The organism is Clostridium sp. MF28, assembly GCF_002969175.1.
In the GTDB taxonomy this organism is placed as follows: Bacteria; Bacillota; Clostridia; order Clostridiales; family Clostridiaceae; genus Clostridium; species Clostridium beijerinckii.
On the sequence record NZ_CP014331.1, the window covers coordinates 122,480 to 141,226 of the forward strand.

Annotated in this window: 14 protein-coding genes; 12 read left to right on the forward strand and 2 right to left on the reverse strand. The window is 29.0% G+C overall.

The genetic code is table 11. The annotated features are described in order from the left end of the window. Positions 1-276: 276 nt before the first annotated feature. The 5 genes from AXY43_RS00500 (at position 277) to AXY43_RS00520 (ending at position 7,888) form a co-directional block, all read left to right on the forward strand. A complete protein-coding gene (locus AXY43_RS00500; protein ID WP_243099138.1) occupies positions 277-900 on the forward strand; it encodes a TetR/AcrR family transcriptional regulator in 624 nt (207 codons plus the stop codon). Positions 901-959: 59 nt separating this feature from the next. Then, positions 960-2,255: an efflux RND transporter periplasmic adaptor subunit gene (locus tag AXY43_RS00505; RefSeq protein ID WP_105410760.1), complete on the forward strand. Its 1,296-nt coding sequence runs from the start codon at positions 960-962 to the stop codon at positions 2,253-2,255. 12 nt (positions 2,256-2,267) lie between these two features. Next, entirely contained in the window at positions 2,268-5,357 is a 3,090-nt protein-coding gene (locus AXY43_RS00510; protein WP_087702061.1) for an efflux RND transporter permease subunit, read from the forward strand. A 233-nt stretch (positions 5,358-5,590) separates the two neighbouring features. Next, positions 5,591-6,919, forward strand: a complete 1,329-nt coding sequence (locus AXY43_RS00515; protein WP_105410761.1) for a TolC family protein — start codon at positions 5,591-5,593, stop codon at positions 6,917-6,919. Positions 6,920-7,282: 363 nt separating this feature from the next. After that, positions 7,283-7,888, forward strand: a complete 606-nt coding sequence (locus AXY43_RS00520) for a TetR/AcrR family transcriptional regulator (protein WP_077869906.1) — start codon at positions 7,283-7,285, stop codon at positions 7,886-7,888. Positions 7,889-7,954: 66 nt separating this feature from the next. On the opposite strand, the gene AXY43_RS00525 is transcribed toward AXY43_RS00520, so the two are convergent. Both AXY43_RS00525 and AXY43_RS27365 read right to left on the reverse strand, forming a co-directional pair. Then, the gene (locus tag AXY43_RS00525; protein ID WP_012058693.1) at positions 7,955-8,344 is read right to left on the reverse strand and encodes a thioesterase family protein; all 390 of its coding nucleotides are present in this window, start codon (positions 8,342-8,344) and stop codon (positions 7,955-7,957) included. Between the two features lie 390 nt (positions 8,345-8,734). Next, the gene (locus AXY43_RS27365) at positions 8,735-8,884 is read right to left on the reverse strand and encodes a hypothetical protein (protein ID WP_181246051.1); all 150 of its coding nucleotides are present in this window, start codon (positions 8,882-8,884) and stop codon (positions 8,735-8,737) included. Between the two features lie 431 nt (positions 8,885-9,315). Between AXY43_RS27365 and AXY43_RS00530 the strand changes: the two genes are divergently transcribed. From AXY43_RS00530 to AXY43_RS00560, 7 genes are all read left to right on the forward strand, one after another. Next, a complete protein-coding gene (locus tag AXY43_RS00530) occupies positions 9,316-10,776 on the forward strand; it encodes a GH25 family lysozyme (RefSeq protein WP_105410762.1) in 1,461 nt (486 codons plus the stop codon). 606 nt (positions 10,777-11,382) lie between these two features. Further along, on the forward strand, positions 11,383-12,084 hold the full coding sequence (locus AXY43_RS00535; RefSeq protein WP_105410763.1) for a hypothetical protein: 702 nt from the start codon (positions 11,383-11,385) through the stop codon (positions 12,082-12,084). Positions 12,085-12,283: 199 nt separating this feature from the next. After that, on the forward strand, positions 12,284-13,537 hold the full coding sequence (locus AXY43_RS00540) for a hypothetical protein (protein ID WP_105410764.1): 1,254 nt from the start codon (positions 12,284-12,286) through the stop codon (positions 13,535-13,537). Positions 13,538-13,548: 11 nt separating this feature from the next. Continuing rightward, complete coding sequence (locus AXY43_RS00545) at positions 13,549-14,235, forward strand: response regulator transcription factor (protein WP_077868722.1); 687 nt, start codon at positions 13,549-13,551, stop codon at positions 14,233-14,235. Between the two features lie 4 nt (positions 14,236-14,239). Beyond that, positions 14,240-15,613: a sensor histidine kinase gene (locus tag AXY43_RS00550; protein WP_105410765.1), complete on the forward strand. Its 1,374-nt coding sequence runs from the start codon at positions 14,240-14,242 to the stop codon at positions 15,611-15,613. Between the two features lie 317 nt (positions 15,614-15,930). Beyond that, positions 15,931-16,728 (forward strand): ribonuclease H family protein, encoded by a 798-nt coding sequence (locus AXY43_RS00555; protein WP_105410766.1) that lies wholly within the window; start codon positions 15,931-15,933, stop codon positions 16,726-16,728. A gap of 184 nt (positions 16,729-16,912) precedes the next feature. Further along, complete coding sequence (locus tag AXY43_RS00560; protein WP_105410767.1) at positions 16,913-18,724, forward strand: SEC-C metal-binding domain-containing protein; 1,812 nt, start codon at positions 16,913-16,915, stop codon at positions 18,722-18,724. The last annotated feature ends 23 nt before the right edge of the window (positions 18,725-18,747 follow it).

The following is an 18,747-nucleotide window of genomic DNA, read 5'->3' on the forward strand; positions in this document are numbered from 1 at the left end:
ATATTAAAATAACATAAGTAGCAAATGATAGCTATAGATAAATAATAATCCAAATAATTTTAGGCTGATATGTTTTGTAGATCATAAAAATTAAGATATTTTTTAGGTTACAAACAAAGTATAAAAATTAAAAGTGTGGTATTATTTTCATGTACATATAAAATATTTCAATGATTTATTTGCATGTGAATCATTGACTGTCTGGTCGGTCATTTAAATAAAATGTGAATATAATGAGTCAGTAATTTATTGTAATACAGTATTTTTATAAGTGAGGTGGTTTTTTTGGCAAGATTAAAAAATAAGGAAAATGAAATTCTTGCCGCTGCAATAGACATATTTTTCAAAAAAGGTTTTTCGGGAACTAATATGCAGGATATTGCGGACAAGGCACAGATAGGTAAGGGTACAATATATGAATACTTTAGAAGTAAAGATGATTTATTTGTACAAGCTTTAAAGTACGACCATAGAAATTTCACTATGAATGCAAACCAGAAGATATCACAAGAAGAATCATTTCTTAAAAAGCTAGGAAAGCTTATAGAATTAACTGAGCATGCTGTTATAGAAAGGGCTGGAAGGATAAGTTATTATATAACAAATGAGATTTCAGAATTAAATCCTGAAGCAAAACGTGATCTTGAAGATTTTATAAAAGATATAAAAAGAAATGGAAAAAATATTACATACAATATTCTAAAGCAAGGAATCGAAGAGGGGGCGGTAATGGATACAGGCATAGACATTGATTTTGCTACAAATGTTATAGGAGGAATGGTGGCATTACATTGTCATCGGACTTGTCATGAAAATTATTATTCAGTAGAACAAAGAAGAGAGGAAAATGAAAAGCTGATAAATTTTATTATGGGTGGAATTGGTGCAAAGAAAAATTAATTTTATAATATATAAATTAACAAAATAAACTATATGTTTACAAATTAGGAGTGTGAAACATGAAAAATGTAAAAAAAATAGTTATATACGCTGTAATTGTTATAGCCGTAATAGGTTGTGCAGCAGTAGCTAAAACCAAATTGTTTTCAGCTAAAAAGGCAGAAACTACTGCTGTTGCTGTGAGTAAAACCACTGTTGAAGCACAGATTGCTAAAGCAGAAGAAAAAAGTTTAGGGGATTCATATAAAGCAACTTTAGAAGCTTATCAACAAGGAATAGTAACTAGTAAGATAGCAGCAAAGGTTGTTAGTGTATCAGTTGAAAATGGACAATATGTAAATGCTGGTGATACTATAGCTACGCTTGATGACCAAGATATACAAAATAGTATAAAAACTGCACAAGCTCAGGTAGAAGTTAGTGAGCAGCAAGTAAATTCAACGCAGCAACAACTAAATTCATCGCAAGTAACGCTACAGAAATTGCAAATTCTTATGGACGATGCACAGCGTAATTATGATAGACAAAAGACCCTTTTTGATGGAGGCGCTATATCAAAAACAGATCTTGAATCAGCTGAAAAAGCTCTAAACACTTCTAAAGCTGATTATAGTTCGGGATTAGCAAGTATTGAATCAGCGAAAGCAAGCATTGAAAGTTCAAGAGCAAGCTTAGAAGCACAAAAAGTAAATTTACAGAAGGCTCAAAATGATTTGGCTAACACAGCGATTAAAGCACCTATAAGCGGAGTTATAAGCGATAAAGCCTTAAATGTAGGACAAATGGCATCTCAGGGGGCAGCTCTTGCAAAAGTTAATGATATATCGTCTGTATATGCAACAATACAAGTGCCACAAGAGAAAATAACTGGAGTAAAAATAGGTCAAGCTGCAACAATTACGGTAGATGGAAATGATAAAACATATGATGGCACTATTGAAGCTATGGACTCTGCAGCGGATGTTACAACTAGAGTATTCAATTGTAAAGTAAAAATAGATAATGGCGATAAATCACTGTTACCTGGCATTTTTGGAAAGGTACAGCTTATTAGCGAGGAAAAAGCACAAGTTATAACTGTTCCAATTAGTGCTTTAGCTGGTAACGAAGGAGATTATTCTGTTTTCTTAAATGATAATGGAATAGCTAAAAAGCAAAAAATTACAATTGGTGAAACTAATGAAAATAACGTTGAAATAACAGATGGTATTAAAGAAGGGGATCAGGTAATATGTACTAATATAAGTACGCTTCAAGAGGGTAGTGAAGTAGATGCAATTATAAAGGACGATAGTTTTTCAGATAACACAGCTTCTGAACAAGATGGCGGTGCAGATGATACAACAAATAAGTAGGAGGGATAATAAATGAATATAGCAAATATTAGTATTAAAAGACCTGTATTTATATCAGTTATAATGATTGTCCTTACTATTTTAGGATTTGTATGCTATAAGGGATTGACACTTAATGATATGCCAAATGCTGATATGCCTTATGTTTCCGTTGTAGTAACAGAAAATGGAGCTACACCAGAAAATATAGAAAGTAAAGTAACAAAACAGATAGAAGATGCAGTACAGCAAATTTCTGGAGTTCAAAATATAACTTCAAGTGTAAGTTCAGGGATGTCACAAACTGTTATAGAATTCGATTTAAGTAAAAATGGTGAAGTTGCAGCACAAGAAGTTAGAGATAAAATTTCAAGTGTTAGAGGTAAATTACCAACTGATGCTGATGATCCGATAATTTCTAAGTTTGATATGTCGGCGACATCAATTATATCAATAGCTGTTTATGGTTCAACTGATAATCAAAAAATGACAGACTTTGTAGATAATACTCTAAAACCAAAGTTATATGCGGTATCGGGTGTTGGAGCCGTAAATGTATCAGGTGAGGATACAAGAGAAATTCATATAAAGTTAGATAATAATAAATTATTACAATATGGCCTTACATCAGGTGCTGTAATAAATAGTATCAAGAGTGATAATATTGATCAGTCAACTGGTAAAGTTATTGATGGAGATAACCAGATATCTATTACAACAAACAGTAAAATACAAAAAGTAGAAGATTTTAAGAATATCTTGGTGTCCAACAAAAACGGAACAGAGATTAGAGTAAAAGATATTGCAACAGTTGAAGATGGGATTGTTGAAAAAACGAGCCAAGCTTACTATCAAGGTAATCCGTCAATTGGTATTGATATCGTTAAGCAATCTGGTGCTAATACAGTAGAAGTTGCAAAAGAAGCTAAAGCAGCATTAGAACAAGTTAAAACTTCATTACCAGAAGGTATGCATGCTGATATTGTTACTGATAATTCAACATCAATAAAAGATACAGTAGATGATGTTATGAATACTATCATAGAAGGATGTATATTAGCAGTTGTTATTGTATTTTTATTCTTAAATGAATGGGAAAGTACCCTTATAAGTGCATCATCTCTTCCGATATCTATAATAACTACTTTTATTTGTATGAAAGAGATGGACTTTACATTAAATACTATGTCTTTAATGGCATTATCACTTGCAGTAGGGCTTTTAATTGATGATGCTATAGTTGTTATAGAAAACATTGTAAGGCATCTTCATATGGGAAAACATCCAATTGATGCTGCTAAGGATGCTACCTCAGAAATTGGATTTGCAGTAATAGCAACAACTTTAGCTGTTATTGCAGTATTCTTGCCTATGGCAATGATAGCTGGAATAATTGGAAAGTTCTTTATTGAGTTTGCACTTACAATTGTTTTTAGTATGGCAGTTTCATTGTTTGTATCATTTACCCTTGTACCAATGATGTCATCTAGAATGCTTAGATCAGAAAGAAAAGAAAGTAAAACATTTATTGGTAAGTTTTTTGGATGGTTTAATCATAAATTCGACATTTTTGCCGAGAAATATTCATATTTATTAGCTTTTCTTCTTCATAAGAGGATAACAGTCTTGGCTGTTTGCGCAGTTATGTTTATAGCGAGTCTTTCACTTATTCCATCATTAGGTTTCGTAATGATACCTATAACTGATAAAGGACAAATAACAGTTAATGCTAATTTTGATTCAGGAATAACATTAGATACTGCAAGTAAGGAAACTAAACAGATTGAAGAGATTGTTAAGAAAAATCCAGAAATTGAATATGTATATTCAACAGTTACTAATAGTAAAGCAACAGTTAATCTTACATTGGTAGATAAGAAACAACGTAAGATTAGCTCGAGAGATATGGCGCAAAAACTTGGAACAGATCTAAAGATACTGCCTGGAATGGATATTACAGCATCAGCTGCATCTATGGGAGGTGGTGGCGGATCTTCAAAAGATGTAGCTATTAATCTTGTTGGTGATGATAGAGCAAAAGTTCAAGCTTTCGCAGAAAAGATGAAAGCAGAGATGGCTAAAGATCCAGATGCTACTAATGTTGGTGTTAATACCAATTCAGGTACACCAGAGGTAAAAATGACTGTTGATCGTGATAAAGCTGCTGATTTAGGTGTTAACAGTTCAGACGTAGCTAGTACCTTGGCTACATTATTTAATGGTTCAACTGTAACTAAGTATGATGGTGGAAAAGATAGATATGATGTTAAAGTTTTGCTTCAAGATGAGCAGCGTAAAAATCTTAGTAATCTTGATGGAATTTACGTTTCGGGTTCAAACAATAAGCTTGTTCCGCTAACTGAAGTAACTAAAAAAGTTGTTGGAACAACTTCTTCAACATTACATAGATACAATAAGCAGGCACAAGTCGAGCTTTCTTGTAATGTAAGGGGTTTATCTACTGGAACTTTACAAAATAAGTATTTAGCTAAGATAAAAAGTGAATTGCCGGCGGGAGTTTCTTTGTCTGTTGGAGGAATGAATGGAACTATGCAGAAGAGTATGATTAGTTTGGTGCAAAATTCAGTTTTATCAGTTCTTTTATTATATTTAGTTATGGCAGCCCAATTTGAAAGTTTTGTTGACCCTATAGCTATAATGTTCGCTCTACCACTAGCATTGATTGGAGCAATAATAGGATTATATGTTGGTGGAAGTCAATTAAGCATGATGGCAGCAATAGGTATTGTAATGCTTATGGGACTGGTTGCTAAAAATGGTATATTGCTTATTGATGCTGCAAAGGAAAGAATTAAAAAGGGAATGCCAAGAAATGAGGCTTTAGTAGAAGCTGGTCTTGTAAGATTACGTCCTATAATCATGACTACTTTAGCAATGATATTTGGTATGATTCCTACAGCATTAGCTACAGGAGCAGGTACTGAAATGCGTAAACCGATGGCACAAGCGGTAATTGGAGGATTAATCACTTCAACAATATTAACATTATTCGTAGTTCCAATAGTTTATACAATACTTGATGGATTGAAAAAAAGATTTGCAAAAAAAATTCATAGAAAAAAATCAACGCCAATTGATAGCGAATCAAATGTAGGCATATAACAAAGAAATTGGTAATTTTAATAAGATCATACTAAAATTAAGTTTTAGTATGATCCATATATAAAGTGTATTAGTTTAAATACAAAGTTCAGGAGTAAATCCTAAATTATGACTACATTTACTAAACAATAAAATTGTAGTAAAATAAAGCTACAACAGAAAAATAATCTAGTAAATAAAAAGAGAATTCGAATTTATATTAAAATAAATATTAATGAAGAGGAGATTTATACATGAGAAAAAATATAAATAAGATAATAGCATTTGCAATAGGGATTAGTGTCATGAGTGGTAGCGTTGTACCAGCGCTTGCAGCAGATTCAACTCAACAAACAACTACTAGTACAAGCACTGCAACAAATTCACAAATCGTAAACGGAAAGCAACTGCTTACTTTAGATGAAGCTGTAAAAGAGGCAATCAGCATAAGCGAAATATTACAACTTGATACTAGTAAAATAACTTACCAAGATAAGACTAATGACATAAATGAAGACTTAGATGATTCTAAAGATGTTAGTGGAGATGAAGAAGACTTTAATGATGATACTAGAGAAGCTAATGCAAATAAAGCTAGACAGCAAAGGGATTTTGATCAAGATGTTTTAGTTCAAAAAGTTACTAAAGCATACAACAATATTGTTACAAGTCAAATAAAAATAGATAAAGCTGAAAAAGAATTACAAATTAAAAACAAGACATTAAGCGATGCAAAACTCAAAAGCAGTCTAGGAATGGTAACATCAAGTGATTTGAAATCAACTGAACTTGAAATTCAAAATTTACAAATAACACAAAAAACAAGTGAAAATACATTAAAGGACGCTGAATATAGCTTTAAAGTATTGACAGGTAAGGATGTAACACAATATGCTTTGGAACAGGATATTCCGTATGAGGCATTTAAAATAGATGGATCTATAGATAGTTACTTAGATAAAGTTATAGATAATTATTTAAAATACAGTGAACAATTAGTTAAGATTAATAATGAGTATTATAATGATAAAGATAATTATATAACTGTATCAGGAAATGAATATAAAATAAGTGAGTTAAGTGCTAGTGGAGTTAATGACTTGGAAGAAGCTGCGGCTCATGCAAAACAAGAATATGATGACGTTAAAAATAGTACTGATCCTGCTGATCAGGAAACAATTAATGAAAAAAAAGAAGCATATGATAAAGCAGAAAGCAAATATTCAAATGCATTACCTGCACGTTTGTCATACCTAGGCACAAAGCTAACTATTGATGAAAATCAAACTAATTTAAACGAGAGTAAAAAGCAGTTTAAAGACCAACTAAAAACACTTTATACAAATCTTATTACAGCAGAAGATAATATTAATTATATTAAACAAAATATAGAATTAAGTAATAAGAACCTTAGTGATGCAAAACTTAAATATGACTTAGGAATGATAACTGAATCTGCTTATAATACCCAAGTTTTGAGTAGTGAAGATTTAAACATTCAATTAAGAAGTCAAATTGATACTTATAACACATTAAAGCAAGAAATTCAAAAACCTTGGATAGCATTTTCAGGAGCAAAATAGAATTAACATTAAGAAACTTTATAATACTTAAATAAATATTAGCTTATTTACAAACCTAATGGTTAAAATACTTAAGAAATAAGAACATATTAATTTCAAATTCAGATTTTAGAGAGTTAAAGACTTCAGAAATATATTCATACTAATTACCATATAAATAAGGTGATTAGTATGAATTATTTATAATATATATGTTGCAATTCACAATTACGGCTGAAATTCTTGCAATATTTTTAGAATTATAACGTATATATAAAAGTTCAGCAGCATTAAAATGGTACAAACTAAGTTTATATTATAATATTTAGTTTGTTTTTTTTATTAATGGTGGAAAATGCTAAATAAAAAAGGGAGAATTTTAGGGTGGAAATTAAAGAAAAAATTTTAAAGTCATCTATCAAACTATTTATGGAAAATGGTTTTTTTGAAGTGTCTATTAGAGATATTTTTAAACAAATTAACATAAATAAAAGTGCTTTTTATAAGTATTTTAAAAGTAAAGATGAGCTTATATATAAAGTGATAGAAGAGTTTTGTTCTCCATACTTTGATGAAATTATAGGCGCTACCAATTTATGCAATGAATCCGCAAAAAAAAAGCTGAAAACAATTTTTATAAAATATTGTGGAATAATACCATATTTAAAAAAGATTCTAAATATAAATAAATTTAACTATATTGCTGTCACATTTATAACAATTGAAGGATTAAAAAGTTACGAAAATAAAAATTTAGTAAATGATTTTAACCATAGATTATTGGAAGGGATAGACAATGTTGTAGAAGAAGGAAAAGAATTAGGTGAGGTTTTGCCAGAAATTGATTCTCTATCTACATCAAAGAGTATTGTGTCGATGTTGCAAAGTTCTATGGTCCTTTGGGCAATGAATCAAAATATCGATATAAATTTATTATTCAAAACTAATTTTAAATATTTGTGGAAAAGTATCGGAGTAAGTCCAATTTAAATCAATCTTAAAGCAATAACTATATTTAAAGAGAGAATCTCTTTAAATATAGTTATTATCATTTATTTAGCAATTTTTAGTTTTTCTCATAAAATCTTCTGAGTTTACAATAAACCTTATATGAGAACCTTTTCCGATAGTACCTTGGTCATCACTTGCTTCCACATCAAAAAATAATTTTTTTCCATCTACTTTTGTAAGGGTAGATTTGCATTTTATATTTGCGCCAATTGGAGATGATTTAATATGTTTGACACTCATGTCAATTCCCACTGTAGTATAACCACTTGGAAGTTCCTCTATTACTAAACTTTTTGATACATTTTCCATTAGAGCAATCATAGCAGGGGTTGCATAGACCTCTAGATCACCTGATCCCATTTTTATAGCTGTTTCATTTTCTGTAACTTTAAACTCTTTGATATATGAAGTACCTTCATTTAAATTAAATTCCATCGAACAAATTTCTCCTCTCAATAAATATAGATTCATTATTAGATATGTTACATTATAATAATTTTATAGTACTAAAAATTTTCATATTTTTCAAGAATAATAAAAATTGGTAAGGATTAAGAAAAAGAGTGTTTTTAATATTAAAATAAACCTTTTTTAAAAATTTATGGTTTTAAGTATAAATTGTTTTAAAGTTAAAAAGGAAAATTTATAAAATTACATATGAAAAGCAATAAAAAAATGTGTAAAGAATTAAATTATTTATATTTTAAAGTATATAAGGAAGTGTTAATAAAAAATAACTAGCAGATTAAATTCCACTAGTTATTTTTTCTATATGCACACGTAAATATCTACTATTAATAAGTTGTATATATTAAAAATATAATTTTATCGCCTCAAGTTATCTTCGCAAATATCTCTGTTAGAAGATGGAGGAGTTACACGAACATATGCATATTCAGGAGCTTTATACCCTGGACCATATATCAAAAATTCGATAATTTTCTTAGCAAAAGCCTTAGAGAGTATTTTTTTCATTTAACATCACTCCTTACCTATATGTTATATTAATTATATTGGAATATTCGGAAAATTGCAACGTTTTATTAATAAATAATAATTATTATCCATTATAATACATTTATTTTTGTGGAATAAAAAAGCATAATAGTTTTCTTATTCCAGTCTTATTATAAATCTATGATGTATATATAAAATTTATTAATTTTTTTACCTAGTAAATTTTATATATACAATTAGAGAATAAATACTGGTATAGTTCCTATTATAGTTGGCTAAAGAAAGAAGTTAGTAAGCTATATAAGATGATGTTGACATAAGTTTCCTCTACATCCATAGTAAATCAATTGATTGAGAATTACATTAATTGTATAATTTTAGATGAATTGATTGAAGCGGATTAAAAAATAAGTAAGCACTTAATGAAAATTAAAAGGAGAATGATCCATGTGAATATTAGAAAGAAACTTACTTCATTTATACTTGTTTTATTAACTAGTATAAGTTTTGGACAAGTGATAAATGTACAAGCTACAACTACTGATTCAACTGTAGTATCTAGCAATACTGTTAGCAATATATCAGATGAAATTCCTAATCCAGGTATACCTGAAAATAAGCCAAGTGAATTAAATGTTATTTATAAATATAGTACCCAAGATATTGTAAATAGTAATGATGGAAAAGTTAACATAACATCAACTATTGGGTGGAAAAAAGAGAATGGATACTGGTATTACTGTAAATCAGATAATACAAGAGCAACTGGGTGGATAAAACCAGATAACAAGTGGTATTATTTAAAATACGATGGAAGAATGGTAACTGGATGGTTTAATGTCAATGGCATATGGTATTATTTAGATCAATCAGGCAGTATGGTTACTGGTTGGAGGAAATTAAATAATGTTTGGTATTTCTTAAACGGTTCAGGTGCTATGGTAACAGGACTAAATAAAATTGATAATAAAATTTACATGTTTTATAGTAGTGGTGAAATGGCTACAGGATGGTATAAATCAGGTGATAATTGGTATTACTCTAGCAGTAGTGGAAGCATGGCAACTGGATGGATTAAAGATAATGGAACTTGGTATTATTTATATGATACTGGTGCAATGGCTAAAGGATGGGTTAATATTGATGAAAAGTGGTATTATTTAAAATCTAGTGGAGCAATGTCAACAGGATGGATAAATTCTGGAAGTGATACTTATTATTTAGATAAATCATCTGGAGCTTTAGTTACAAATTCTACAATAGATGGCTATAAAATCGGTTCTGATGGCAAGAAGATAGGGCCAGGAAATCCAGTCAATAATAGTTCTGATACTTTATTAAAAGGTATAGATATTAGTCACTACAATGGAGACATAGATTTTAAAAAGGTCAAAGCTTCAGGGATCCAATGTGTATACATAAAAGCTACAGAAGGGACAACCTATGTGGATAATTATTTGGAAATTAGTTATAGTGGTGCTCAAAATGCTGGATTAAAGACAGGTTTTTATCATTTTTTAGTTGGGACAAGCTCTCCTGAAACACAAGCACGTAATTTTTACAATAGCATAAAAGATAAGCAGAATAACCTAAAACCTGCTTTGGATATAGAACAAGATGGATTTGATGTCATGGGTTATGCATTAAGGTTCATAGATGAATTCAAAAAATTAAGTAATATGGACATTTGTATATATACATATTCAGATTTTATAAAAAATAATTTAGATAGTAGATTATCTAAATATACATTATGGGAAGCAAATTATTATAAGAGTCCATTTAACTTACCAGCTAATAGTGTATGGAATTCTAGAGCAGGACATCAATATACAGATAAAGGTGTTATCGATGGAATCTATGGAGATGTAGACTTAGATGAATTTACACAAGATATTCTTAGCAATTAAATGTTTCACCCAAAAAGCAAGCAAAGCAGCTTAAAAGAAAAGCTATCCTTAAAGGATGGCTTTTTTATATGCCTCAAAACGAAAAAATTATTTATTATAATCAATTAATATTATTGCAATAGAATTTTTTTATTAATTAACAAAGGAATTTACTGAAAGTTTTCACCATAATATTGTAACTTTTTTGTAACGCTTTTAGTTTAAAAATCTTTTATACTTTAGATAGAGATAACCACACTAAGACCTGAACTTATGCATATAACTCGCCGAAATGAATAATATACTTTTGTTCCAGTTTCTGGGTAATTTTCATGGGGGATTCTAAGGCTATAAAGTTGCAACCAAAGTGCTAGCCTCAAAGAACAAGCTTTGAACTAGCACATTTGGAACAACTTATAGCCAAGAATCACATCCATCAAAATTACCAATGAAACATTCCACAAAAGTATATTACTCATTTCTAGTTGGAATATATTTCATAGTTTAAGTATAGTTTATGATTGCGTTATCTATAGGATAAAAAAATACTAAAGTATATATATTTTGAACTTCTAAGTAGATTAATTATATACAAAAAAATGATAAAAATTAGTTAGGAGAATAATTATGATAAATAAAATTCAAAAGAGATTTAAATTATTGTTTTCAGCAGCTATAATATGTGCTATCACTATAAGTTCTGCAAGTATAGTGGGGTGTAGTCCTAAAAAGTCATCTGAAATAGATGCTGAAAATAAAGAAGTGTCAGTTGAGAAAGTTTCAGAAAATAGCAATCAAGCAGAAGGTGAAAAAATATCAGAAGAAGTAGTCAGCATTGAAAAATCTGCTAATAATGAGGATAATAAAGAAATAGTATCTTCACAAGTAAAAAAGAAAAATGATTCAGTAAAAATAATTGAAGATAGCAAGTCTATTGATGCCTCAAAGTCGGATAATGGAAAGAATAATTTTACAGAATACATGAATCTATTAGGTTTTAGTAAAGATGAACTTATAAGTACATTAAATGAAAAGCCAAATTCTATAGGAGAAGGTGGAGTGGAATTTAAAAAAGCTGGTATTAGAGTTTGGTTTGATCAGAAAAATAATGATAAGGTAGAGCAAATCTTTACTATGAGAAATGATTTGAATTTAAATGGTGTAAAGATTGGTGATAAGATAAGTAGATTTAAAGAAGTTTTCGGAAATCCAGTTAGTGATAAAAGTGGAGATGCACATTTTAAGTATAAAAATATATTTTTGTCTGTAAATTATGATGCAAACACAGGACAAACCTATGCAATATATATTTTAAAGAATGATTTTTAGTAAATTAAAAACTACTTTCTTATTTTAAAATTATAGGATGATAGCTAAAAACTAAGCATTGAAGCACAGGCATTTAGTGAAAATATAATAAAAACGTATAGTTAACATAAGAGCTAAAAATTATGGATATGAAGTAATTATATATCATGGATAAGGTAATACTAAATAATAACAGAATGAAAAATGGGGTGTATATGTTATGAGAAAATATGCAAGAGTTATAATACTGATTATTTCTTTAGGGAGTATTATAACAGGCTGTGGGAATGTTGTAAACACAACTAGCTTAATTCAAGCCCCTATGCTCGAAAATGTAGAAGAAAATAAAATTAATAAAGAGCTAAAAGAAATTTTAACGCCTGGCAGTGAATTCTTAGTACCTAAGAATTCACAAGAAAAACAAAGTATTTTTATAGATGATGTTGATAAAGACGGTAAAAATGAAGCATTTATATTATATAGGGATATGAAAGAAAATAGACAAGTTCATCTATTAATGCTTAAAGAAGAAAATGAAAAATGGAATAAAGTATTTGATGTAGCCACTAATTTTAATATTCTTGATTATTTTACTCTTAAAGATCTTGATGGGGATGGGAAAAAAGAAGTGATTTTAGGTACTTCAGTATCAGATTCTGAACTAAGTAAACAGTTATTTATATATGAATTGAATGGAAAAGAATTAGTTAATAAAGTTAATCGTACTTACGAATGGATAGATATATCGGATTGCAATGAAGATAAGAAACCTGATGTTATAATAATTGATGGAGAAATAGGCAAATCAAAAACAGCAGAGATGTTTAATTATGAAAATAATCAATTAAAATCTCACACGTTTGTGGGTCTAAATCCTGAGGGGGTAATTGAAAATGTCGTTGGTGGAAAATTAGCAGATGGGAATAATGCGTTATTCATTGATAGTGCATTAGGGGCCCATTCAATGTTAACTGAAATTGTTACTTGCTATAAGGGAAGATTTATTAAAATTGGAGATGAAAATGATGGTATTTTATTTAAGGCTTACCCATTATATAGTAGAGATATCAACAATGACGGTATTATAGATGTTGGAGGAATGTATATTCCTAAAGGTTTTGAAGATGCAGCGATGGCAGAAATCCCTTTTATTTATACTTACTCTGATTATAAAGAAGATGGAACACATGAAATTGTAGAAGAAAGATATACAGATAGTGTACAGCATTTTTATATTACAATTTCTTCCAAATGGCATAGCAAAGTTACAATTCAGAAGCTTGATCAAGGTGTTAGACTTATAGATAATGAAAGTCAGGATAATTTATTTGAAGTAAAATGGATAAGCAAAAGTTCATATGGTGAGAACAAAACCAAGCTTGGAGAAACGAAGGATATTATATTTTATGATGATATTAAAGAAGAACAACCTATTTCAAAGGAAAATTTTCATTTACTTAAAGATGAATTTTAATGGAGGAAAATATGGAAACAATTCTTGTTGTTGAGGATGAACTGTCAATTAGAAGTTTTATCTGCCTAAATTTAAGAAAGAAAAAGTACGAAGTTCTAGAAGCTGAGAATGGAGAAGAGGCCTTATCTATTTTTAATAATAGAAAGATTGATATTGTCTTATTAGATTTAATGCTCCCAGGAATTGATGGATTTGAGGTGTGTCAGAAAATTAGAGATATAAGTCAATCTGTTGGGATTATCATGTTAACGGCACGATCTCAGGAAGAAGATAGAGTAAAAGGTCTTGTAGAAGGAGCTGACGATTATTTACTAAAGCCATTTAGCATGGTTGAGCTAGAGGCAAGAATTATTTCTTTAGCGCGAAGGTTGAATCATGTATATTCAAAGAAAGAAAGTTCAGTTATTAAATCAGGACCATTTGAGCTTGATGTAATAAATAAAAAAGTATCTCGCTTTGGAAAGGATATCAAAGTAACTCCAACAGAATATTGTTTGATTCAATTTTTAATAAATAATAAGAATAAGGTATTTACACGAAATGATATTTTGGATGAAGTTTGGGGAATAAATTATATTGGTGATGAAAAAGTTGTCGATGTAAATATAAGACGTATACGAAGGAAAATAGAGAATGATCCATCAGCTCCAGAGTATTTATGCACGGATTGGGGATATGGGTACTTATGGAAGGAGTAAAACTATGAAGCGAAGGATCATTGTTTACTTTATGATCATTAGTTTACTTACATTAAGTCTTGTTATGATAGTATTTGGAATTGGAATAAGGCAATATTATTACCAAGGGATTGTTAATACATTTCAAAGTCAAGTAGAGGCAAATCCTTCTGTGCTAGCAAGAGAAACTAATTTTACTAATAAAAGCTTGGCGGAATTCAGTGATGAAATTATTAAAAATTATCAGATTAATGGATCTGAACTACAACTATTAAAAAGAAATGGGAAATTAATTCAATCATCTACAGGTTTTTATGAAGATAAAACTTATTTGATAGATTCTGATGTATTGGATTTGAAAACCACATATAAAATTGAGAAAAATTCATATTCAGGTCAAAAGATTATGGCAGTATATACACCTCTTGTTTTTGACGGGCAAGTATTAGGGATTTTGCGGTATACAACATCCTTAACACAAGTAAATGCTTTAATTATTAATCTGTTGATTTATGGGATTATCATCTGCATTTTTATTGCTGTTATCGTGTTTTTTGTAAGTTTGCGTTTAGGGAATATAATTGTAGAACCATTAAATGATATTATCAATTTTACAAAGAAAATAGCAGAGGGAAAATACAAGGAAAAAATCAAAGATACTTATCCAAATGAACTTGGAGAAATAGCAAAAACACTTAACTACATGGGCGATGAAATATTAAAAGCTGATCGTTTAAAGAATGATTTTATATCATCAATTTCTCATGAACTTAGGACGCCTTTGACAGGGATTAAGGGATGGATTGAAACTATGCGGAATCCAGACGAATTATCGGCTGAGGAGTTTAAATTTGGTTTGGGAATTATTAATGATGAATCAGATCGACTTATTAGCCTGGTGGAGAATCTTTTAGATTTTTCAAGATATCAGTCAGATCGAATTAAACTAATCTTATCTGATATCAAGATAGACAAAATTATTCGTGAAGTAACCTTCCAGCTTCAAAAGAAAGCAGAAAAAAAGGAAATTAAATTAGTGGCTGAAACGCACCCAGCAATTATTACAGCAGATGGTGATAGATTGAGGCAAGTTATACTAAATGTATTAGATAACGCAATTAAGTTCTCATATAAAAATCGTAAAATCTATGTTATTCAATCAGTTAGTGAAGAGTACATTTTAATTAAAATTAGCGATACAGGTATTGGAATTAAAAAAGAGGATATAAATCATGTTATGGAGTCATTCTATAAAATTGATCCTAAATCTATTGGCGCAGGACTTGGATTGGTTATTTCTAGCAATATTGTAGATATGCATAATGGCATTCTTAAAATTGATAGTGAATATGGGAAGGGAACAACAGTGACAATTTCACTTCCGTTAGCAAAAGTTTAAATTCTACGTAAATTATTAGATTAAATTAATAATTATTAGCTGAAATTTTAGGTAATATATAAAATTTCAGCTTTAATTTTGTTATAATGATTTATACAGTGGTAAGTTTTATGATATAAAAGAAAAATATAAAGTAGTTATTACTAAAATAACTAATAAATTTGAATTTACTATACTTATGATAAAATATATGTTTCAACAATAAATCTATACTTAAAGCTTTAGTAAGTCAGACACTCAATTAAGGATAGATGTAGAAACTTAATTGTGACATAAATATATTTATAATGAGATATTTGTTTTAAGGAGTAATTTTTATGAAAATGATACTTTTTACACTAGAAATAATAGATGAAGAAAATAATAACTATAAAATTAAAGTCAGTAATGGTACTGAGAACTCCTTAGTAGAATTTAATCCTTTAAAAAAAGAATTACATTTTATAGATAATAACAACCTAAGTGATTTCTTTAAAGGACAGGAATACCAATTTAGAAAAATGCTTCATAATAAGCGACCAGATACATACTATGTAGGGTTTAATGTAAAAGTAGTCATAAGAGAAGATAAAGATGTAGCTGCTTTTAATGATAGAAGTAAAATCTTAGTTTTAGATAAACGAAATAGTAATTATGATAGTTATGCAATAGAGGAAAGTAAGGCTGAAGAGAAAATCTATAAAATCTACACAGATGCCAGTTATTTTGAGAAGAAAAATCATGGTGGATTTGCTTTTATAATAGAAGATTTGAAAGAAAATTATAATTTATATACAGAAAAAGTGAAAGACATAGGAAGCAGCCAAGCTGAACTTGAAGCAGCCATAAAAGCACTTGAATTATTAAAAGATGTTGAAAAAATAAGAATAATAACTGATAGCCAGTATGTTAGAAAAGGACTCACAGAATGGTTACCTATATGGAAATTGAATGACTTTAAAACTATTAATGGAGAACCAGCTAAGAATATAGAAAAGTGGCTTGATTTTGATAAAGCTTGTAATGGAAAATATATTGAATTTCAGTGGGTAAAAGCACATTCTAACCATTTTGAGAATTCTCTCTGCGACATGTATGCCAAAGATATAGCTAATAAAAATTCAACCAGTTACTAATAGTTGCAAGAAGTTAATACGCTATAAATATTATAAGCTATAAGATCTACTTATCTAATACCCTTAATAGAATTGTAAATATAGAAATTTTATAAAAAATTTGCAGACAAACATAATGTTAGTATATAATTGTGCATGTTGGAATTTTATATAGTAATTATATTATTTAAGAGGAGATTTAGTCGTGCAAGGTAGATGTTATTATTGTAATAAAGAATTAACTGAAAGAACAATTAAAAGACATGCAAAGAGTTGTTCAGTAATGAAAAAATCAATTGAAGAAAAGATGAATTATACTAAAGGGGTAAGAGAGCAATTCATAATATCCATGAAAGATAAGTATAATCCTAGTTTATATTGTATTTATGTTTCGATAGATGCAAAGTTGCAACTTCAGCATTTGGACAAATTTATAAGAGATATATGGGTAGAATGTTGTGGACATTTAAGTGCGTTTTATATTGATGAAGAAATATATCATGATAATAGTGATGAACAATATGAGATGAATTTTTATTTAAAAGATGTATTAAATGTTAATAAAAAGTTCGAATATGAATATGATTTTGGTTCAACTACTTATTTGACTTTAGAAGTTGTAGATATAATACAAGTTCCAAGCGAATTTAGCCAAATGGAAGTTATTGCTAGAAATAATCCAGAAGAAGGTAAACTTAATAATTCTCCAAGAGATGGGGCTTGCGGGTATATAGGAAATAAAAATTCGGAAAAAGAATACTTGCCTGGAAATAACAATAAATACAAAGTTAGTAATAAAAAGCCGATACATAACAATGATGCTTTTTCAGATTTTGACGATTCTGAACAAATGATAGAGAATGATTTTTTAAAACATTATAATAAATTTACAAATAGTTTTATACATACGTTTTTCAAGGATACATATTCTTTTGACCTAGAAGAATTGATCAAGCCATATCCTAAAAAAGAAATTTGTAGCCTAGCAGAGAACATTGGTCTTAAATTATCATATAATTTGAATAAAAATCAGGTGATTGAAAAATATATTGATGAATATGAAAAAAATATCAGAAATAAAATGAATGTGATTAATGATGATATGTATAAAATATTATTAAAATACATTAAGAATAATGGAATAATTTCAGTTTCTGATAATGAAGCAGAAAATTATGCGGATAAACATGCTTTTTTTATGAATCAAGGGATGGTATTTCCGTGCTTAAAAGATAGAAAACCAATCTTATTAATGCCTGAACTAATGCAGGCCGTTGTTAAGCAATGTGATACCCTAGAGTTTAGAAAGTTAATGAAGAAAAATAGTGAAATCATGAATATCTTTAGAGGTATGATTAAGTTATATGGTGTTCTTTGTTTTGAAGATGTTAAAGGATTAATGAAAAGATATGACAATGTAGAAGAGCAAATATTGTTATCTATATTAGAAGAAGGATCTTTTTATTATAATAATGAATATTATGGTACAATTGACGATGACGGAAAAATTATATTTGTTAATGTGGAAATAGAGGATTATGAAGAAATATTAAATGATATAGACAATAATTTGGATTATTCTATGATTAGTAAAGATGATCTAATTTCTATGTCTAACGAAGATTATTTGGAAAGAAGTAGTATTGGGAGGAAGTTTTCAAAAGAATTTTCATCTATGTTTTTAGTTGATAAAAATGATGCTGCTGGAACTATGAACATGTTGGCTTTGGATATACAATATAGAAATTCTGAAGAAATACTTGAAGACATAATAAATGGAATAGATGCAAAACTTGACAAGGAAGATGAAATCAGAGTATTTAATATTGTTAATAAATTTATTAAGAATATACCATTATGGAAATATAAAGGTGCAACTATAAATGAAAAAGAAGGAAATAACAAAACAATTGAAAGCAAAAAAGAGATTGGAAGAAATGATCCATGCCCATGTCAAAGTGGAAAGAAGTACAAGAAGTGCTGTGGACGCAATGGAAATGTGATTCAACTGTTTTAAAGAATTTTAGTTATACAAATAAC